The organism is Gottfriedia sp. S16(2024) (assembly GCF_050473765.1).
In the GTDB taxonomy this organism is placed as follows: Bacteria; Bacillota; Bacilli; order Bacillales; family Bacillaceae_G; genus Gottfriedia.
Map to the genome: position 1 here is coordinate 2920370 of NZ_JBFLUO010000001.1, position 18113 is coordinate 2938482.

Here is an 18113-nt window from a genome sequence, read left to right on the forward strand (position 1 = left end):
AAATCAAGCAAAAGCGAAAGTTTGTGCTTGATTTTTTTATTTCCATACAAGCACAAAATTATTCGAAAGACATAATTTTGTAGTAAATGCTTTTAATTGGAGTGATATGAATGGGAAATGAAAATAGTCGTCCATCTATCGAACAATTTAGGCAATTCGTTATGGAACACCCAAAACTTCGAGAGGAAGTAAAAACGGGTAAAAAAACATGGCAACAATATTTTGAAGATTGGTATTACAAAGGTGAAGACCATGAAATGTGGGATGAATACAGAAATGAGAATAATACAAGGTCTCAAAAGAAAACTGCCAAAACAGAACAATCAGAAGAAGGATACGTTGGAAAAGTAATTTCTTTTGTAAAAAATTTAGATCCAGATCAAATTCAAGGCCATTTAACAAATGTAAACTCTACTTTAACCAATATTCAACAGCTTATATCACAATTTAAATCTCCAGCTACTTCAACTAATCAAAGAGAAGAAAAGCCAGCGGCACAACAATTTAATTTTAGACAGGATTGAGGAGATCTAAATTGAGAAAAGATGTTTTGGAATTTCTACAGAGTGAAGAAGATTATTTAAAATTTTTAAGACAACAACCAAAATGGTATCGTAAACTTTCTAGAAATCCTGAGCTTACTGATGAGTTTAGACTGGCTTCCCTTGAGTTTTTTGGTAAAACTATTCCACAACGAGTTGATAAATTGTCAAATCAAGTTCAAATGGCATCGTTTATGATTGACATGTTCCATGTATTAAAAGATCAACAAAGTACCAGTAGTGAAGAATCCTCTGATACTGAATCAAAGGAAGATTAAAAAAAGGATAATAATTTAATCTGTCATAGCTTTTTGCTACAATGAAGAAAGTAATTTTTAAAAAGGAGTAGTAGTTATGACAGAAATTTGTTTAGTAAGACATGGACAAACTGATTGGAATTTTAACAATATAATTCAAGGTAGAGAAGATATTCCTTTAAATACGATTGGTAAACAACAGGCGAATGATAGTGCATTGTTTTTAAGTGATCAAAAGTGGGATCGGATTATTACAAGTCCATTAGTTAGGGCGAGACAAACTGCACAGGCAATTGCAGATTTTTCTAAAATTGATGAGATCCTAGAGGATGAACGATTTCTAGAAAGAGAATTTGGTGAAGCTAGTGGAAAACCTATTTCCGATGTTCATGAAAACATTTATAATAATAATGTAGAAGGTATGGAAACAGATGAAGAATTAATTGATCGAGCTTTTAGTGCATTAAAAGACATTGCTCAAAATTATGAAGGTAAACGAATTGTAATTGTTGCACATTCTCATACGATTAAGGCAATTCTACATGCAATTGATCCTGAGAAAGTTAATTTTAGGACAAAATTAAAAAATGCTTGTGCAAATTTTATTGAATTTAAAGATGGTAAATGGAAGATAAATGAATTTAATATTTCTGATCATATAAAAGCATAGGACAAGTTCTTTTATTTACCGAATTAAATGTGGTATAGTTTATTCTTGGAGGTGTAAGGAAATGTATGCAACAATGGAAACCTTGCAACTTATAACAGTCTCAGAAGAACTTGCTTCAATGATCGTGCAATCAGATGTTGCAGATCAGTATCGAACTTCATATATTGCATTAAATAATGATAAAACTGCTCAAGAAATTATTAGCCGTTTTATGAAGACGAAGGATTTATATGAGGATGTTCAACGATTTGGAAAATATCATCCCGATTATAAAGAAATTCGAAAAAAAATGAGTGAAGTTAAAAGAGAACTTCAATTAAACGATACTATCGCTGCTTTTAAGCAAGCGGAAGATCAGGTCCAATTACTTTTAGATGAGACTAGCTATTTAATTGCTCAAGCTGTTTCACCTTCAGTGAAAGTTCCAGCGGGTAATCCATTCTTCGTAAATACAGGTGGAGGATGTAGTACTGGTGGATGTGGCACAGGTGGAAAGTGTGGATGTAAAACGAGGTAATAGAACATATTGAAAGGCTCATTATTTAATAATGAGTCTTTTTTTAATAAAATTCATTTTCTGAACCTAGTACAGTTAGCGCAATTATTTCCACAACAAAACATTTTTTTATTCGGAACGTAAAATCGATGTTTAAATACGAAATTATTATTTTCACTACGAATAAATTCAACTCGGTAAATTAGTTTAAACTGTTCAGTAATGGTTCTAGAGCAATCAATTAGAAGTTTTTTGATCGCCTCTTCGTTCTGTTGACAATCATCTATCTGAATATATAGAAAATTGGCACCGCAAATTTGTTTGTTTGAAAAATGATTAATTTGTTTATAATTTGAAATACAGTTAAAAAATTGCTCCCAAACATCGTCTAACATAATTTTCAATCCTTTCTAAAAACTATTTATGAAAGTTTCGTTGCAAAAGAAATTTGGGATATGATATTCTATTTCTAACGGATTTTTAAAGGAGAAAGCTATGTTCGTGCAAAGACAAGGTATTATTATTTATTTACAATCATTAAAACAAGCAAAAATGTTACGTAAATTTGGAAATATTCACTTTGTCTCTAAACGTTTGAAATACGTAGTCCTATACTGCAATATGGATGATATAGATCGAACAATAGAGAGATTGAAAAAATTTCATTTTGTAAAACGAATCGAATTGTCATATAAACCTTTTATTAAGACTGAGTACGAAAATGCAAAACCAGACGAAGCAAAGGAATATGATTATCAAGTAGATTAAAAACGATTGAATGGCTAATTAATTTAGAAGGGGTAACCTATCTGAATTAAAAACCGTTCAATCGTTTTTCTTGTGGTATGGTTGAAAGGAAAGGGGATAGGGAAAAACTATCCCTTTGTTTTCTTTTTATTTTATGAGTAAGATTAGGAAATATAGTTATTTCATTGGTGGAATTAAATGATTTAAGCGTAAAATTCCGATTATATATTGGTGAAATAAATCGTTTTCATGAAATGAGCTTGAATGTCTTATTTGCAATGTGATGATTTCTTTGTTTAAAGTTGTAGCTAATTCTTCAAACAACACTTCACGTTTTGTAACTGAATCTTCTTTTAATGTAATGCCTTCTCTACAATAATATATTGGCTGGAATTCACCAATAGAAGTAGGGCTTAATATAACAGCAAAAGAACAGCAGTTTGAGCCTTTATTTTCAGATGTTAATTTTAGTAAAAATTTAACTCTATCTTTTTGCGATTTAGCAATTTCAAATAGTTCATATAAATCTGAGTATCCTTCTCCAATTTCAATCATGCGTTGGATCATGAGTGTTCCCCCTTAAAACGTAAATACTTTACGTGTATTCCAAAAAAAAGTATGGTAATAAATGCAACATTTATTCTACAGGATAAAGGCATAAAAAAAAACCCCGCATTTGCAGGGCCCCTCTTATTAAAGTGTAATCACTTAAAAGAAGGCAAAGGGAGAGGAGAAACCGGAGGAAGAACTTATGGGGAAACGTAAGTCTTCTCCGCGGTTGGCAACAACATCAACTGAGATGTTGTTAAAATTAATTATTTCCAAAGTGGATGATTTTATACATTAGTAGCAGAATATGGAAAGAAATGTTTTTGTTTTAGTGAAATTATGATAGGATATTTTCGTAAATTGAAATATATAGTAGGTGTGAATTAAATGAGAGTAGTATCAGGAAAAAATAAAGGATTAAGTTTAAAGGCAGTACCTGGAATGAGTACTAGACCGACAACTGATAAAGTAAAAGAAGCGATGTTTAATATAATTGGACCATACTTTGAAGGTGGTATTGTATTAGATTTATTCGGTGGTAGTGGTGGACTATCAATTGAGGCTTTAAGTAGAGGGATTGAAAAAGCGATTATTGTAGATCGTGAAATGAAGGCGATTAAGACGATTAAAGAAAACTTAGCAACATGTAATCTAACTGATTGTGCTGAAGTATATCGAAATGACGCTGAGAGGGCTGTTAAAGCGATTATTAAAAGAGAGATCCAATTTGATTTAATTATTTTAGATCCTCCTTATAAAAAACAACAAATCGTATCATTAATTGAAACTTTTGATGAAAAAAATCTACTTGCATCAGATGGAACAATTTTAGTAGAACATGCTACTGATGTCGAATTACCTGAAAAAATAGGGAAATTTGTACGAACAAAAGCAGAAAAATATGGAATTTGTGGCGTATCAGTGTATCATATTTGTATGGAGTAATTTTTAGGGGGTACAAGATGAAACGTATTGCTGTTTGTCCTGGAAGTTTTGATCCAATTACTTTAGGACATTTAGATATTATTAAACGTGGAGCAAGAGTGTTTGATGAGGTAATTGTTGTCGTATTAAATAACTCTGCCAAAAATTCTTTATTTACTTTAGAGGAAAGAAAAGAATTAATTACAGAAGCTACTAGTGCAATTCCAAATGTACGCGTAGATTCATTTAGTGGTCTATTAATGGATTACGCGAAAAAAATTAACGCTTCTGCAATATTAAGAGGCCTAAGAGCAGTATCAGACTTTGAATATGAAATGCAAATTACAGCAATGAACAAAAAATTAGTAGATGAAATTGACACATTTTTTGTTATGACAAATAATCAATATTCATTCTTAAGTTCTTCAATTGTAAAAGAAGTCGCGAAATACGGTGGAAATGTAAAAGATTTAGTACCAGATTGTGTAAATAGCGCATTAACAGAAAAATTTTTGAAACCTCAAGTTTAATTTAAACTGAGGTTTTTTATTGTTGAAAATATAAACAGTCACTTATATTAAGTAAACCATATTGTCATTAGAATTCATTTTTTAATGACCTAATAATGATTTTAAATGTTAATCTATGAACATCAACTAATCACAATAATACTTGGAACTTGTTTTAGAAATTTTTTTATTTAGCTCTTAAATATTTTTTAATTTCTCATGAATAAACAATTACTAGAAATTATTGAAATTATAAAAATTCTTTAATAGTTGACCTACAAATTGATTAACAAGCTTTTATACTACTCTAAGTAAAGGATATTAGATTAGTTTTTTAGTGTAACCCTTTTTGTATGTATAAGTTGATTGGAACGGAGGGGTGCTCGACTCCTATGGGATATGCGGGAAGCCTGAGACCCCGCAGGCTTGCCGAGGAGGCTCAGGTCTCGCCCCATGGAAAGCGAGCATTCCGTAGTGGAAATCAACATCACTATACCCCTTTTACGAAAATTTGAAAATAACAGCAAAAGAAACCTCAAGTCAATTAAAACTGAGGTTTCTTTTTTATATTCGGAAGGTTTAAGAAGATAACTTTTTTATATACAGTTTATAAATTAAGATGATTACATAAATGTAGAGAGAAATTAATGTGATGAAGGAACCTGTTGAAACCAAAGATTCGAGATTAAACTGTTTCTCTGTAAAAATCTTTATGACAGGTAAAGTATTATAAGTAGCATTAGAAGTTAACTGATTAAGATATAGTGGCTTCCAAAAGATAATTGCTAAAATAGGAGCGATTCCAGATTGCAATAAACGACCGATTAAATAAGGTTTAATACTTAATTTCACTTCAGAAATAATACTTGCTACTTGAGCTTGTATTGAAAAACCACCAAATCCTAAAATAAAGCTAGTTAAAGCCACTTGCTGCAATAATGTACTATTGCCTAGTTCACTGACCAATTTAGATCCTAAAGTAATTTCAAATAACCCAGATAAAAAAGGTGTAGATAAATTCTGATTAACACTTAAATTTGAAAAACAATATGCAATTATTTTTCCAACATTAGATATAAATCCAATTTCAATCAAAAGCATATTAAGAACAGAAAAAACGATAATAAATCCACCAATCATTAATAATGTCTGTACGGAAGAAGCTATTGCGTCCCCTAATATTTTTCCAATCGGTCTTCTTTCACTTAATCGTTTTTCATGCATAACTTTAAATGCGTATTTAAAGCGGTTAGAATGGATTCTTTCTCTACGAGAGTAGTTAGGTTGGTTTCTTCCATAAAACCTCATAATGAGGCCTACAATAGCATTAGATAAATAATGACTGAGGGCAAGTACGAGACCGACTTTTGGGTTATGAAAAAAACCAACAGATATTGCAACGAAAATGAACAATGGATTAGACGAATTTGTAAATGAATTAAGTCGTTCGGCTTCTAATTTTGTTAATTCCCCATCTTTATATAGTTTAGCAGAAAGTTTTGCACCTGATGGGAATCCCGATGCCATCCCCATTGCCCAAACGAATGCCCCAACACCCGGAACTCTAAATAAAGGTCGCATAATTGGCTCTAAAAATACACCAATAAATTGAACAATTCCAAAGCAGATTAGAAGTTCACTTAAAATGAAAAAAGGAAGGAGCGAAGGAAATACGATTCCCCACCACATATTTAATCCTCTTATTGAACCTTTAAATGCTACCTCTGGATGCAAAATAATCGTTGATGTCAGAAATATGAGTATTAAAAAAATTAGTAAAGTAATGAAGTAATTTTTTTTCACATATAAACCTCCAAAGATAAACTTAAAAAACATATAGATTTTTGTCTAATTGTAGTAAGACCATTTAGTAGGAAATAAGATAGTAATATATGTATAAAAAAAACTTGTACAATTAAATATACGTTGTTGGAATTCAATTTTAGACCAAAGAGTTTAATTGGAGGGGAAACAACTTGGAACCGAAAATTGGTTTAGCATTAGGTTCAGGAGGTGCAAGAGGATTTGCACATGTTGGTGTAATTTCTGTTTTAAAAAAGCATAATATTTCTATAGATCTGATTGCAGGAAGTAGTATAGGTGCTTTAGTTGCTGTTTTATACGGTGCTGGAGCAGATGTGGATCGTCTATATAAAATTGCAAGAGTATTTCAATCTAAATACTATATTGACTATGTTGTTCCAAAAATGGGTTTGATTTCCGGGAACAGAGTTAAAGAGTTGATTAAAGTACTATCATTTGGTAGAAAGCTTGAAGAATTGGATTTGCCAGTGTCGGTAATTGCTACTGATTTATTAACAGGAGAAAAAATTGTTTTTCAAAAAGGAGATATTGCTACTGCAGTCCGAGCGAGTATTTCAATACCGGGAATTTTTGTACCAGAAACATGGAATGGAAGACTTTTAGTTGATGGTGGAGTCATCGATCGTATCCCTGTATCAGTTGTAAAAGAGATGGGGGCGGATTTTATTATTGGAGTAGATGCCTCTCCGATTCAAGTTAGTGGTGAAGTTTCGACGATCTATGACGTAATTATGCAAAGTATTGAAATAATGCAGCATGAGCTCGTTAGAAATAGAGAAATTGCATCTAATGTTATGATTAGACCTAAATTAGACCATGTTAATTCTAGAAACTTTACTAATCTTGAAAATGTTATCAAAATAGGTGAAGAAGCTACAGAAAAATTAATACCAGAGATTCTTGAAAAGATTGAGCAATGGAAGGAGAAAAATAGTGATAAAAAGGATCAGAATTCTTAATGTACTATTAGTACTTGGTATTACGCTAATTCTTTTATATTTCATTCCATTACCATACTATGTTACAAAACCAGGCTTAGCCGAGCCATTAAGGCCATATGTAAAAGTTGAAGGAGCAAAAAAAGATAAAGGCGAATTTATGCTAACGACCGTAGCAATGGGAAAGGCAAATATCTACTCATATATTGCGACGAAAATTAATGACAATTACCATCTATACAAAATAGATGAAATAAAAGTAAAAGGTGAAAGTGATGAAGATTATCAATTCCGCCAATTAAGATACATGGAAGAATCAAAGCAAGCTGCGATTTTAAACGCATATAAGCAAGCTAAAAAATCTTATAAAGTAACGGAAAATGGAATAGTAGTCGTATCTGTTTTAAAGGATATGCCAGCCCATAACGTATTAATGCTAGGTGACGTCATCACTAAAATCGACGGGAAAGAAATCCGTACATTAAATGATTTTACCAATACAATAAAAAGTAGAAAACCTGGTACAAATTTTAATTTAGAAGTAAGTAGAAAAGGAAAAATTAAAAACTTTAATATTAAAACAAAAGCTTTTAAAGACGAACCTAATCGTGCTGGAATTGGTGTTTCTATTGCAGAAAATTTAGATCTAACTACAAATCCAAAAGTTAAAATAAATTCAGAAGAGATAGGTGGACCTTCAGCGGGGCTTATGTTTGCACTAGAAATTTATGATCAATTAAAAGAAGAAAATTTAGCAAAAGGTCATGAAATAGCTGGTACTGGAACAATTGATATAAATGGAGTCGTTGGTCCGATCGGAGGAATATCTCAAAAAATAATTGCAGCATCTGATTCGGGGGCAGAGATTTTCTTTGCACCAAATGAGAACGGTAAAAAGAATTCAAATTATAATGAGGCTGTAAAAAGTGCGAAAAAACATGACTTGAAAATGAAAATAATACCAATTGATACATATGACCAAGCAATTCATTATCTTGAAAAGTTAAAGACAAAAAAATAAATTTGATTAGAATAAGGTAAATGATAAAAAATGGCAGGAAATAGGGTGAGAATACCTATACCTGCCATTTGTTCTTTCTAATGCTTCTGGAAAATACTTAAGATCTACTAAATTGACTACTCTTTTCATCATAAATAATTGGATAAAGCGAATATTCGGTTTTTATTAACTTTTGTTGATTGTTTAATGAAAGCATCGAAGCATAAGTATGAGTTGCTTTCAAATCAGTACTTAGTTCTTTTTGATTTTGCTGATTAATAGTCGTGTAAATTGGTAATTCAATTAATTTTTTTTTGCTATTTAAATAAGTTTTACCCATTGAACTCATACCAAGTAAACGAATATATGGAACTCGATCTTTCTCTAATATTGCTGACATTTCCTTTTTTGATGTATTTGTTAAGATATGTGTTAGCAATCTTTGAATTCGAGTCCAAGTATATCTCTTTGTTTTTATTGTTGTCATTAACTCTTCAAAATTAAGACAGTTTAACACAGAATGTAAGACTCTTCTTTCTAAACCTTCGACAGCTTCGTAAATTTCTTCCAGTTCTTCTTTAGTTGAAGTCATTAATTTATATTTCAAAAAAGGTAAATATTCATTCCAAGAATGAAGGGTACCATACTCGTTTATGTATTCCTCAATTGAATCTTTCGTAAAACTTGGAACAAAGTCTGAAATCGATTGATTGTCGCCTTTTAAAATTTTTCTAATTGCTGTAGCGCTAGCGATACTTTGATGATTGGTATCTTCATCATGATAATTTGCAGCGATTCGCTGAATCGTTCGACCTTCCATTTTACTATCAAAATGTTCAATAGCTTCTAAATAATGTATTCCTAAAATATTATTTGGAAGTGAAACATCTAGCTTTGATGTTTCAAGATTTTTTTGTAAAGCAGTGCTATATGCAGCAGGATAACTTAGCCCTTCATCAAGAAAAGTACGTATACTTGAATTGATTGAAGAAGTAAGCTGCTTCTTTTGTTTGATTAACTCGTAAAATGTCTCAATTTTACCCTCTTCACTTCCAAAACAAACATAATCACATTTTAAAGAATCTAGGATTGAAATAGCTCCTTTGGCAAAGATGCTTGCGTGTTGAGTCGAATAGCTATAAGGTATTTCAATAACAAGATCTGCACCCGCTTGTAAAGCCAACTTTGTTCGTACGTGCTTTGGAATGACTGCTGGCTCGCCTCTTTGTAAAAATTGACCACTCATTACTGCAATAACAACATCAGCATTTGTACTTATTTTAGAACTAGTTAAGTGAAAAACATGACCATTATGTAATGGGTTATACTCTACTACCACACCAACCGAACGCAGGGAAATGCACCTCCAATATTTACTGATTTCACGAATTTATACATTTAGAATACCAGTATTGAGAAATAATTCGCAACCTAGTGTGAATTGTATTGAATTTTATTGTGGAAAATAATATATTAGATAGGTTACATATAAGAAGCAAGGTCAAGGATTTTAGGGGAAAGCTAGTAACCAAGTCTAAAACTTTTAGTAAATTTTTCGACTTATGCTTGTCGGAAATTACATCGAAGCAGTAGATTATGATGTCTAGTTCCACAAGCTAGCTCTTCGGTAATATTCCATTAATCTTCGAAGTGGAAAGAGCGCCACTTTTTTTAGCTGAATGGAGATATTCCCCAAAAAGAAGCAGAAAAGATGTCTAGCTCCGGCTCCTAACTCCTCGAGGTCATAAGCCAATTTTCGTCTAAGATTAAAGTGCAAATCTTAGCCAAAAATCGTCTTATGCTTGTCGGAAATTAGGTCAAAGAAGTATGTTGTGATGTCTAGTTGCACAAGCTAGCTCTTCGGTAATATTCCATTAATCTTCGAAGTGGAAAGAGCGCCACTTCTTCAGCTGAATGGAGATATTCCCCAAAAAGAAGCAGAAAAGATGTCTAGCTCCGGCTCCTAACTCCTCGAGGTCATAAGCCAATTTTCGTCTAAGATTAAAGTGCAAATCTTAGCCAAAAATCGTCTTATGCTTGTCGGAGCTAAGCAGTCGCCTCCGCTTTTCGGAAGTGTAAAGAAAAAATATTGACAAGTGATTATAAAGAATATATAATTTTCATTGTTGCCTTGAGGTGGTTTATTTATGAAATGGTCAGTGCACCAGTTGCAGAAATTAAGACATAAAGGTTTAAATTTAGATGAGACAATTGATGTAAGTCAAATAAAGGAACGTAATACTGATATTCGAGAGGTTGCTCCAATTCGAGTTACTGGACGAGTTGATTTTGGAACGAACCGATATACGTTTCATTTAACAATAACTGGATATTTAATTTTACCTTGTGTAAGAACATTAGTTGATGTAAAATATCCTTTGTCGATTACCACAACAGAAACATTTTTTACAACATCAGAATGGAAAAGTGAAGATGAGAATTTTCACATCCTAGAGGGTGACGTGTTAGACTTAACCCCAGTGATTGAGGAATGTATTTTAGCTGAGATTCCAATGCAGGTTTATGCAGAGGATATTGAGGGGAAAGAAACAGCTCCAACGTCAGGAACAGATTGGGAAGTTAGGGAACATGTCGAAGTAGAGCAAAAAATTGACCCTCGACTTGCTGGATTAGCAAAATTTTTTGACAAACAAGATAATTGAGAAGTACCGGATAACCGGCTTCATAACAAACACTCACTTTAAGGAGGTGGGATCAATGGCAGTACCTGCAAGAAGAACGTCCAAAACTGTAAAAAGAAAGCGTCGTACGCATTTTAAATTAGCGGTACCTGGAATGGTTGAATGCCCAAACTGTAGCGAATTAACATTAGCACACCGCGTATGTAAATCATGCGGACACTACAAAGGAAAACAAGTACTTAGCAAATAAGCTAGTCTTTGAATGAGCACATAGGAAACTATGTGCTTTTCCTTTTGCCTTTAAACCTCGTTTGTCTGTCTTTATACGATCAAATCCTCTAAAGTCATGCTTCCTCTTACCTCTGCCCATTTCAATTCCTGTATAGTATAATAAAAACTAATAGGAAACTAGGTAAAGAGAGAGGGATTCCAATGTCTGAAGTAATTACTTATCAAAGAGATGAAATAGATTATATATTTTTAAATAGGCCTAATTACGGGAATTGTATTGATGAAAATACTGTAGAAAAACTTTCTGAAATTATCCGAGAAATCCGAATGAAATCCCAAAGTAAACTAGTTGTTTTAACTGGGGAAGGTATGAAATATTTTTGTACCGGTGGGGATTTAAACACAATCTTAAAGTTTAAAAATAATTTAAGTGGATTGGAATCTTTTAATCTAAAAATGTGTGAATTGATATATCAAATAGCGATGTTACCTCAAATTACAATCTGTTTTATTAATGGTTATGCTTTAGGTGGTGGCTGCGAACTCGCTAGTGCATTCGATTTTAGATACGCGAGTCATAATGCAAAAATAGGATTTATTCAAGGTAGAATGGGAATCCCAACTTCATGGGGTGGAGGTACCATACTTCAAGAAAAAATGAGTCATCAAGATTGGATTACTTTACTATCATCCTCTAATATTTACACCGCATTTCAAGCTAAGAAGATCGGCTTTATACATGAACTATCAAAAGATTTAACAAGTTTACATAATGAAAGTTTTATAAGTTTAGCTCGAAGTATTCCAGCACAAATCCATCATCAAAATAAAAAAATACTTATTCGCAAATGGACCGAGCAAAATCTTAAGAGAAGAATGGAAGAAGAAGTTTTTTCAGCTATGCCACTTTGGTTTTCAGATGAACATATAAAAAATATCGAACAATTTACAAAAAAATTGGAAAAGTAATCTTCTACCTTCATTTTTTTGTGCATATGAATTAGTAAAATCTGCTTATTGCATAAGAAAATTGGAGGGGATTGCAAATGGTTGCAAATCGCCAGGATGCATGGACAAAAGATGAAGATAACTACTTAGCTGAAGTAGTTTTAAAAACCATAAATGAAGGGTCAACTCAATTAATGGCATTTAAAGTTGTAGCAAAGAACCTATCAAGGACAGCTGCTGCTTGTGGTTACAGATGGAATTCTTTTGTTAGAAAGTTCTATAAAGAAGAGATTGAAAAAGCAAAAAATAGTAGTAAAAAACAAGCTGTTCCTTCTAATGAAGTAGAACCAACGCGTGATTTGGAAACAATTACGAATCAGACTCATGAAGATGCTACAACAGAAAAAGGACATTCCGAAATAACTTTTGAGTCAGTATATAAATTCCTTGAATATTTGAGATTAAAAGTTGATGCCGGTGGACGAATTAAAGATATACAATCTCTAGAAAAAAAGCTATTGAAATATAAGCAAGAAAACGAACAATTGAAAATTGAAAAGCAACAACTAGTTGAAAAACTAAATGAGCTGCAAAATGAATATGAACATTTATTTGATTTTCTAGATCAAAAACGAAAAATTGTAAATGTTAGTTCTAAAAATGACACGAAGGTAAAATAAAAAGAAAAAACTCAACATCTCCAAAAGGGGTGTTGAGTTTTTTGTCTTTATTTATTTTCAGGTTTCCAAATGACGAATTCAGAATCTGCCTCAATGAAACCTTGCTTTTTCCAAAATTCATTTGAATTTGCTCTTGGTATAGTTTTAATTGTTTTCTTAAAGGCTTTAGCGAAATTTACTAATTCTTTTCCGTACCCATTCTTTTGATAATAAGGTAGAACTTCCATCTTATTTATTTCAATTATTTCTTCATTATTTTCACTATGTGTATATAAACTCATTCGGGCAATAAGTGCCTTTCCTAAATATATACCATAGAAAGGAGATTGAAACTCGTTGTCAATTAAATTTGATTCAAGATCTTCAAGCATTGATAGCTCTTGTAAACCGTAACCGGAAAATTGCTGAAATTGTTCAAGTGTTTTAAAATTTATTTGTAAACGTTCTATCTTGATGTTCAAAAAAGCTCCCCCTTAAAAAGAATGTAAATTTTTAATATTTTAAATATAATTATATCGTACAATTAAATTTAAAAAAAGATAGATTAGGTGTAAATTTATTATCAAAAAGATAATAATGGAAAAATAATTTTTCGAATGGAGAAATCAATGAAAATAGGAATAATTGGTGGTGGTGCCGTCGGTCTTCTTACAGCATCGTATTTGTATCAAAATAAACATAATGTTACATTGTTTACGAGAACAGAAGAACAGGCAGATCTTATAAATAACTTAGGTGTTATACTTTCAGTAGATGAAAAAACGAAACAAATGTGTATAACAGCAAAAAAATTATTACCTAAAATAAACACGTTCGATCTCTTAATAGTTTGTGTTAAGCAATATCATTTAAATGAAATCGTAAACACGTTAAATCAATATGAGGGGGAGAATATATTATTTCTCCAAAATGGAATGTCTCATATTGAAATCGTTAAAAATTTACCAATTTCAAATTGCTTTATAGGAATAGTTGAACATGGTGCATTAAAAACTTCTCCAAATGAAATAACACATACAGGTAAAGGTATTATTCGAATTGGACAAATAAAAGGGGAAATAGATGCACTAAATCATTTATCGAGTCTACATACAGTTGAGTTTCCAATCAAAAGCCAAGATGATTGGGAATATATAATAAAACAAAAGTGTTTAATAAATTGTGTTATTAACCCCTTAACGTCTATATTGAACGTTCGAAATGGTGAATTAATCACTAATGAGTATTTTAAACCAATTTGTAAATTATTATTTAATGAGGTTGCAACGATCCTAGATTTAAATAACCAAAGTGAGTGGGATAAAGTAGTAGAAATATGTGAGAAAACTAAAGAGAACTACTCATCAATGAATCGAGATTTATTTCACGGTAGACAAACAGAAATTGAAAGTATGCTAGGATTTGTTAAAAAATTGGCAATTAATAAAAATATAAATGTACCGACAATTGAACTTGTGTACAATAGTATAAAAGGACTTGAGAAGAAAAAGGGGTAATTCTTTTTGGAAAAATTTTTCATTTTCTTTATTTCGCTATTAATTGAATTTCCGATTTTTTCTACAATATTTATCTATATGTTTTTAAAATTATTTTTTAAAAATAACAAGCGTAAACTTTTGCTTTTTACGTTAGATTTATCTACAATTCTATATATTAGTTCATTTTATTTTGTATTAAATATGATTTTTCCAACTGCAACAGGTTGGATATTAATTAATTTATTATTGGTTATCTTATTTATTAGTATTATTCTTCAATGGAAAGCAAAAAGAGATATTCGGTTTACTAAGCTACTAATAGGTTTTTGGAGAATGTCATGTATTCTGTTTATTATTCTTCATTGTATTACTGTATTGGCTGGTTTAGTTTTAAAAATAACTGAGTATAATGCCTAATTGAAGAGCGAGAGAGGAAGTTCGTAATGCAAATTAGTACAGTCCATTTAGACGGGCAAAATAAATTGCTTAATGATTTTGTAAATGGAAATGAAGTAATTTCTTCTTTCTTTGGTGAAAATCCATTAGTAAAGGAAGAAATGGAATATAGAATTAAAAATGTAATGGAGCGTTCTTATAATCGCACAGGATTAGTTAATGCACTCGAGAAGTTTCATCATAAGCATCGTGCAAGTAATGAATCACTAGAAAATGTGAAAAAATTACTTAATAAAGATTCATTTGTTGTAATTGGTGGACAACAAGCTGGCTTATTAACTGGCCCATTGTATTCCATAAATAAAATTATTTCAATTATTCAATTGGCAAAGAAATATGAAAAAGATCATGGTCTAACAGTTGTCCCAGTATTTTGGATTGCTGGTGAAGACCACGATATAGATGAAATAAACCATATTCATACAATTGAGAACAATACAGTGAAAAAACAGACCTTTTATCAAAAAACGACTTATTCTCATGCTGCTTCTAAAACAGAATTAGATCAACAGGAGATGAAAAAGTGGATTGATAAAATCGTTAAAACGTTTGATGAAACGAATTATTCGAAGGAATTACTTGAAGAACTATATTCGATGATTGAGCAATCTACTACTTACGTAGATTTTTTTGCGAAGATTATTTTTAAATTGTTCCAAAAAGAAGGACTTGTCTTAGTTGATGCCGACGATCCGAATGTCCGAGAGTTGGAGTCATCTTTGTTTAGTGAAATGGTTCAAAAGCAAGATATCGTAAGAGGGGTTTTAAAGGATACAAAAAGCAGGTTAATAAAATCTGGGTACCACGAAACACTTCAAATTTCGGAACAGAGCATTCATCTTTTTTACCATAGTAATGAAGGTAGACAGTTACTTGAAGTGTCTGAAAATGAAGAGGTTTTTCAAACGAAAAATAAAAATTATCAATTTTCTAAGCATGAGTTGATCAAAATAGCGAATGAACAGCCAGAGTTATTAAGTAATAATGTTGTTACTAGACCAGTCATGCAAGAGTATTTATTTCCTACGTTAGCATTTGTCGGGGGCCCAGGTGAAATTGCTTATTGGGCGGAGCTAAAGGACATTTTTAATTTATTTGACCTTGAAATGCCACCTGTGTTTTTAAGACATATGTTTACTATTTTTGAAAGAAATATCGTATCAGCTTTAAAAGATTTTTCATTAGATATTAATGATGTACTGAAAACTTCATTAGAAGAAAAGAAGGTTGAATGGATTAAAAATCAAGTGAAACTAGACTATAAAGAAGTGTTTAGTCATGCAAAAAAATCTTTAGAAGAACTGCATAAACCTCTTCAAGATGTAACGAAAAAAGTTATGCCTAATTTAAAGGATTTTTCTATTAAGAATTATATAAAGATAGAAGAACAAATTCTACTTTTAGAACGAAAAATAGAAGAATCAATTTTAAAGCAAAATGAAGAGCAGATCACAAAGTGGAATCGAATCATCTGTTCAATTTCTCCAAATGGGAGACCTCAAGAAAGAACACTAAATATTCTCTACTATATTAATAAATATGGTTTTGATTTTGTTCATGAACTTTGTGATTTAGAACTATCATGGGATTACGCTCATCAAATCGTAAAAATTTAAGCCTATAATCAAAATATTGCTTTTATTAATATAGATAGTTGTTTTTTATAGGGAACAAACATTGAAATAAGCTGAATTTTATAATAAAAATGAAATCCTGCTGCACTGCTAGCAGGATTTTTTCGTTTTTTAAAGAATTTTTTAGAAAAGGTGGTAAGAAGTGGGGGAATGTGGTAAGTTTGTGTTAGAAAGTGGGGGAATAGGATGTTTATCGGTGAATATCAACATAATATCGATGTAAAAGGACGTCTTATTATACCTTCTAAATTTCGAGACAAGCTTGGTGAAAACTTCATTGTTACAAGAGGTTTGGATCAATGCTTATTTGGTTATTCAATGGCCGAATGGAGTTTAATTGAAGACAAACTGCGCACACTACCACTAACTAAAAAAGATGCGAGAGCATTTACCCGTTTTTTCTTCTCAGGGGCAATGGAATGTGAGATGGATAAGATGGGGAGAATTAATATAACACCTAACTTACGCAGTTATGCAAAATTAGAAAAAGAATGTGTAGTAGTTGGTGTTACAAATCGTATTGAGATTTGGGATTTATCAACTTGGAATACATATATGAATGAATCAGAAGAGTCATTTGGTGAGTTAGCCGAAAACTTAATCGGATTTGACTTTTAAAAATTAACAAATTGAAAGTAGTGAAAGCATCATGTTTGAACATATTACGGTTTTATTAAAAGAAACTGTTGATTCTTTAGATATTAAGGAAGACGGCATTTATGTAGATTGTACTCTTGGCGGTGGAGGTCATAGTGAATACTTACTATCTCAACTTTCATCTAAGGGCAAATTAATTGCTTTTGACCAAGATGAAACAGCAATAAGACATGCAAAAGAGCGATTGAATAAATATGAGAATCAATTAACAATTGTAAAAAGTAATTTTAAACATATAAAAGAAGAACTCCATAATTTAGGAATTTATGAAGTTGATGGCATCTTATTTGACTTAGGTGTTTCTTCGCCACAATTAGATGTAGCTGAACGCGGATTTAGTTTTCATCAAGACGCACCTCTTGATATGCGTATGAATCAAGAACAAACATTATCAGCATATGAAGTCGTAAATGACTGGCCATATGAGCAACTTGTGAAAATATTTTTCCGATATGGAGAAGAGAAATTCTCTAAACAAGTTGCTAGAAGGATTGAAGAGTTAAGAGCTAAGAAGCCGATTGAAACCACTTTTGAGTTAGTTGAAATCATTAAAGATGCAATACCTGCACCTGCAAGAAGAACAGGTGGACATCCTGCTAAAAGAATTTTTCAAGCAATTCGTATAGCTGTAAATGATGAACTAGGTGTATTTGAAGAAGCTCTAAAAGATGCAATTACGCTTATAAAACCAAAAGGAAGAATTAGTGTAATAACATTCCATTCATTAGAGGATCGTATTTGTAAAACGATTTTTAAAGAAGCTAGTTCGCTTCCACCGTTACCACCAGGTTTACCAATTATTCCAGATGAGTTTAAGCCTAAGTTAAAACTAGTGACAAGAAAGCCGCTTTTACCAACAGATGAAGAAGTCGAATTTAATAAACGAGCAAGATCTGCAAAGCTAAGGGTTGCAGAAAAATTATAAGGAGGG

22 protein-coding genes are annotated in these 18113 nt (G+C 31.6%); 18 read left to right on the forward strand and 4 right to left on the reverse strand.

The annotated features are described in order from the left end of the window. Positions 1–110 precede the first annotated feature (110 nt). The 5 genes from AB1282_RS13635 to AB1282_RS13655 all read left to right on the forward strand — a co-directional run bounded on the left by AB1282_RS13635 (position 111) and on the right by AB1282_RS13655 (position 2733). Positions 111–524: a YlbD family protein gene (locus AB1282_RS13635; RefSeq protein WP_056468462.1), complete on the forward strand. Its 414-nt coding sequence runs from the start codon at positions 111–113 to the stop codon at positions 522–524. Positions 525–535: 11 nt separating this feature from the next. Further along, positions 536–820 (forward strand): YlbE-like family protein, encoded by a 285-nt coding sequence (locus AB1282_RS13640; RefSeq protein ID WP_056468459.1) that lies wholly within the window; start codon positions 536–538, stop codon positions 818–820. A 76-nt stretch (positions 821–896) separates the two neighbouring features. Then, a complete protein-coding gene (locus AB1282_RS13645; protein WP_056468456.1) occupies positions 897–1469 on the forward strand; it encodes a histidine phosphatase family protein in 573 nt (190 codons plus the stop codon). Between the two features lie 61 nt (positions 1470–1530). After that, a complete protein-coding gene (locus tag AB1282_RS13650; RefSeq protein ID WP_056468453.1) occupies positions 1531–1986 on the forward strand; it encodes a YlbF family regulator in 456 nt (151 codons plus the stop codon). A gap of 474 nt (positions 1987–2460) precedes the next feature. Further along, positions 2461–2733: a YlbG family protein gene (locus AB1282_RS13655; RefSeq protein WP_056468449.1), complete on the forward strand. Its 273-nt coding sequence runs from the start codon at positions 2461–2463 to the stop codon at positions 2731–2733. A 156-nt stretch (positions 2734–2889) separates the two neighbouring features. On the opposite strand, the gene AB1282_RS13660 is transcribed toward AB1282_RS13655, so the two are convergent. After that, positions 2890–3279 carry a DUF7147 family protein gene (locus AB1282_RS13660; protein WP_056468446.1) on the reverse strand — a complete coding sequence of 130 codons (390 nt, stop codon included), beginning with the start codon at positions 3277–3279 and terminating at the stop codon, positions 2890–2892. Between the two features lie 369 nt (positions 3280–3648). Here AB1282_RS13660 and rsmD point away from each other — a divergent pair, with 369 nt between their 5' ends. Both rsmD and coaD read left to right on the forward strand, forming a co-directional pair. Beyond that, on the forward strand, positions 3649–4206 hold the full coding sequence (gene rsmD, locus AB1282_RS13665; RefSeq protein ID WP_091022079.1) for a 16S rRNA (guanine(966)-N(2))-methyltransferase RsmD: 558 nt from the start codon (positions 3649–3651) through the stop codon (positions 4204–4206). 17 nt (positions 4207–4223) lie between these two features. Then, positions 4224–4715, forward strand: a complete 492-nt coding sequence (coaD, locus tag AB1282_RS13670; RefSeq protein ID WP_056468441.1) for a pantetheine-phosphate adenylyltransferase — start codon at positions 4224–4226, stop codon at positions 4713–4715. A gap of 558 nt (positions 4716–5273) precedes the next feature. On the opposite strand, the gene ylbJ is transcribed toward coaD, so the two are convergent. Then, positions 5274–6530: a sporulation integral membrane protein YlbJ gene (ylbJ, locus tag AB1282_RS13675; protein WP_056468439.1), complete on the reverse strand. Its 1257-nt coding sequence runs from the start codon at positions 6528–6530 to the stop codon at positions 5274–5276. 140 nt (positions 6531–6670) lie between these two features. Here ylbJ and AB1282_RS13680 point away from each other — a divergent pair, with 140 nt between their 5' ends. Next, entirely contained in the window at positions 6671–7477 is an 807-nt protein-coding gene (locus AB1282_RS13680; RefSeq protein ID WP_429899333.1) for a patatin-like phospholipase family protein, read from the forward strand. Continuing rightward, positions 7452–8477 (forward strand): SepM family pheromone-processing serine protease, encoded by a 1026-nt coding sequence (locus tag AB1282_RS13685; protein ID WP_429899334.1) that lies wholly within the window; start codon positions 7452–7454, stop codon positions 8475–8477. The genes AB1282_RS13680 and AB1282_RS13685 overlap by 26 nt, the downstream gene beginning before the upstream one ends. A 97-nt stretch (positions 8478–8574) precedes the next feature. Here the strand turns inward: AB1282_RS13685 and AB1282_RS13690 are convergent, their stop codons facing one another. Further along, positions 8575–9795: a nucleotidyltransferase gene (locus tag AB1282_RS13690; RefSeq protein WP_429899335.1), complete on the reverse strand. Its 1221-nt coding sequence runs from the start codon at positions 9793–9795 to the stop codon at positions 8575–8577. 808 nt (positions 9796–10603) lie between these two features. Between AB1282_RS13690 and AB1282_RS13695 the strand changes: the two genes are divergently transcribed. The 4 genes from AB1282_RS13695 (at position 10604) to AB1282_RS13710 (ending at position 12957) form a co-directional block, all read left to right on the forward strand. Further along, positions 10604–11119 carry a YceD family protein gene (locus AB1282_RS13695; RefSeq protein ID WP_056471131.1) on the forward strand — a complete coding sequence of 172 codons (516 nt, stop codon included), beginning with the start codon at positions 10604–10606 and terminating at the stop codon, positions 11117–11119. Between the two features lie 55 nt (positions 11120–11174). Beyond that, on the forward strand, positions 11175–11348 hold the full coding sequence (gene rpmF / locus AB1282_RS13700) for a 50S ribosomal protein L32 (protein WP_025672195.1): 174 nt from the start codon (positions 11175–11177) through the stop codon (positions 11346–11348). 182 nt (positions 11349–11530) lie between these two features. Next, positions 11531–12298 carry an enoyl-CoA hydratase/isomerase family protein gene (locus AB1282_RS13705; RefSeq protein WP_056471129.1) on the forward strand — a complete coding sequence of 256 codons (768 nt, stop codon included), beginning with the start codon at positions 11531–11533 and terminating at the stop codon, positions 12296–12298. A 77-nt stretch (positions 12299–12375) separates the two neighbouring features. After that, entirely contained in the window at positions 12376–12957 is a 582-nt protein-coding gene (locus AB1282_RS13710) for an RsfA family transcriptional regulator (protein WP_390310634.1), read from the forward strand. A 47-nt stretch (positions 12958–13004) separates the two neighbouring features. Here the strand turns inward: AB1282_RS13710 and AB1282_RS13715 are convergent, their stop codons facing one another. Continuing rightward, positions 13005–13418, reverse strand: a complete 414-nt coding sequence (locus tag AB1282_RS13715) for a GNAT family N-acetyltransferase (protein WP_429899336.1) — start codon at positions 13416–13418, stop codon at positions 13005–13007. Positions 13419–13565: 147 nt separating this feature from the next. Between AB1282_RS13715 and AB1282_RS13720 the strand changes: the two genes are divergently transcribed. The 5 genes from AB1282_RS13720 (at position 13566) to rsmH (ending at position 18107) form a co-directional block, all read left to right on the forward strand. Further along, complete coding sequence (locus AB1282_RS13720) at positions 13566–14453, forward strand: 2-dehydropantoate 2-reductase (RefSeq protein ID WP_429899337.1); 888 nt, start codon at positions 13566–13568, stop codon at positions 14451–14453. A gap of 6 nt (positions 14454–14459) precedes the next feature. Further along, entirely contained in the window at positions 14460–14852 is a 393-nt protein-coding gene (locus AB1282_RS13725) for a DUF3397 family protein (protein ID WP_429899338.1), read from the forward strand. Positions 14853–14878: 26 nt separating this feature from the next. Then, a complete protein-coding gene (bshC, locus tag AB1282_RS13730) occupies positions 14879–16507 on the forward strand; it encodes a bacillithiol biosynthesis cysteine-adding enzyme BshC (protein WP_429899339.1) in 1629 nt (542 codons plus the stop codon). A gap of 204 nt (positions 16508–16711) precedes the next feature. After that, the gene (mraZ, locus tag AB1282_RS13735; protein ID WP_056471113.1) at positions 16712–17143 is read left to right on the forward strand and encodes a division/cell wall cluster transcriptional repressor MraZ; all 432 of its coding nucleotides are present in this window, start codon (positions 16712–16714) and stop codon (positions 17141–17143) included. Between the two features lie 31 nt (positions 17144–17174). Then, positions 17175–18107, forward strand: coding sequence for a 16S rRNA (cytosine(1402)-N(4))-methyltransferase RsmH (gene rsmH, locus AB1282_RS13740; RefSeq protein WP_429899340.1), 933 nt, complete (start codon positions 17175–17177; stop codon positions 18105–18107). Positions 18108–18113 lie beyond the last annotated feature (6 nt).

Bases quoted from the DNA above. Each gene is read 5' to 3' on its own strand.
- AB1282_RS13710 (WP_390310634.1), top strand. From the start codon at position 12,376: ATGGTTGCAAATCGCCAGGATGCATGGACAAAAGATGAAGATAACTAC.
- ylbJ (WP_056468439.1), bottom strand. From the start codon at position 6,530: ATGTTTTTTAAGTTTATCTTTGGAGGTTTATATGTGAAAAAAAATTAC.
- bshC (WP_429899339.1), top strand. From the start codon at position 14,879: ATGCAAATTAGTACAGTCCATTTAGACGGGCAAAATAAATTGCTTAAT.
- AB1282_RS13635 (WP_056468462.1), top strand. From the start codon at position 111: ATGGGAAATGAAAATAGTCGTCCATCTATCGAACAATTTAGGCAATTC.
- AB1282_RS13705 (WP_056471129.1), top strand. From the start codon at position 11,531: ATGTCTGAAGTAATTACTTATCAAAGAGATGAAATAGATTATATATTT.
- rpmF (WP_025672195.1), top strand. From the start codon at position 11,175: ATGGCAGTACCTGCAAGAAGAACGTCCAAAACTGTAAAAAGAAAGCGT.
- AB1282_RS13720 (WP_429899337.1), top strand. From the start codon at position 13,566: ATGAAAATAGGAATAATTGGTGGTGGTGCCGTCGGTCTTCTTACAGCA.
- mraZ (WP_056471113.1), top strand. From the start codon at position 16,712: ATGTTTATCGGTGAATATCAACATAATATCGATGTAAAAGGACGTCTT.
- AB1282_RS13645 (WP_056468456.1), top strand. From the start codon at position 897: ATGACAGAAATTTGTTTAGTAAGACATGGACAAACTGATTGGAATTTT.
- AB1282_RS13655 (WP_056468449.1), top strand. From the start codon at position 2,461: ATGTTCGTGCAAAGACAAGGTATTATTATTTATTTACAATCATTAAAA.
- rsmH (WP_429899340.1), top strand. From the start codon at position 17,175: ATGTTTGAACATATTACGGTTTTATTAAAAGAAACTGTTGATTCTTTA.
- coaD (WP_056468441.1), top strand. From the start codon at position 4,224: ATGAAACGTATTGCTGTTTGTCCTGGAAGTTTTGATCCAATTACTTTA.
- AB1282_RS13650 (WP_056468453.1), top strand. From the start codon at position 1,531: ATGTATGCAACAATGGAAACCTTGCAACTTATAACAGTCTCAGAAGAA.
- AB1282_RS13660 (WP_056468446.1), bottom strand. From the start codon at position 3,279: ATGATCCAACGCATGATTGAAATTGGAGAAGGATACTCAGATTTATAT.
- AB1282_RS13695 (WP_056471131.1), top strand. From the start codon at position 10,604: ATGAAATGGTCAGTGCACCAGTTGCAGAAATTAAGACATAAAGGTTTA.
- rsmD (WP_091022079.1), top strand. From the start codon at position 3,649: ATGAGAGTAGTATCAGGAAAAAATAAAGGATTAAGTTTAAAGGCAGTA.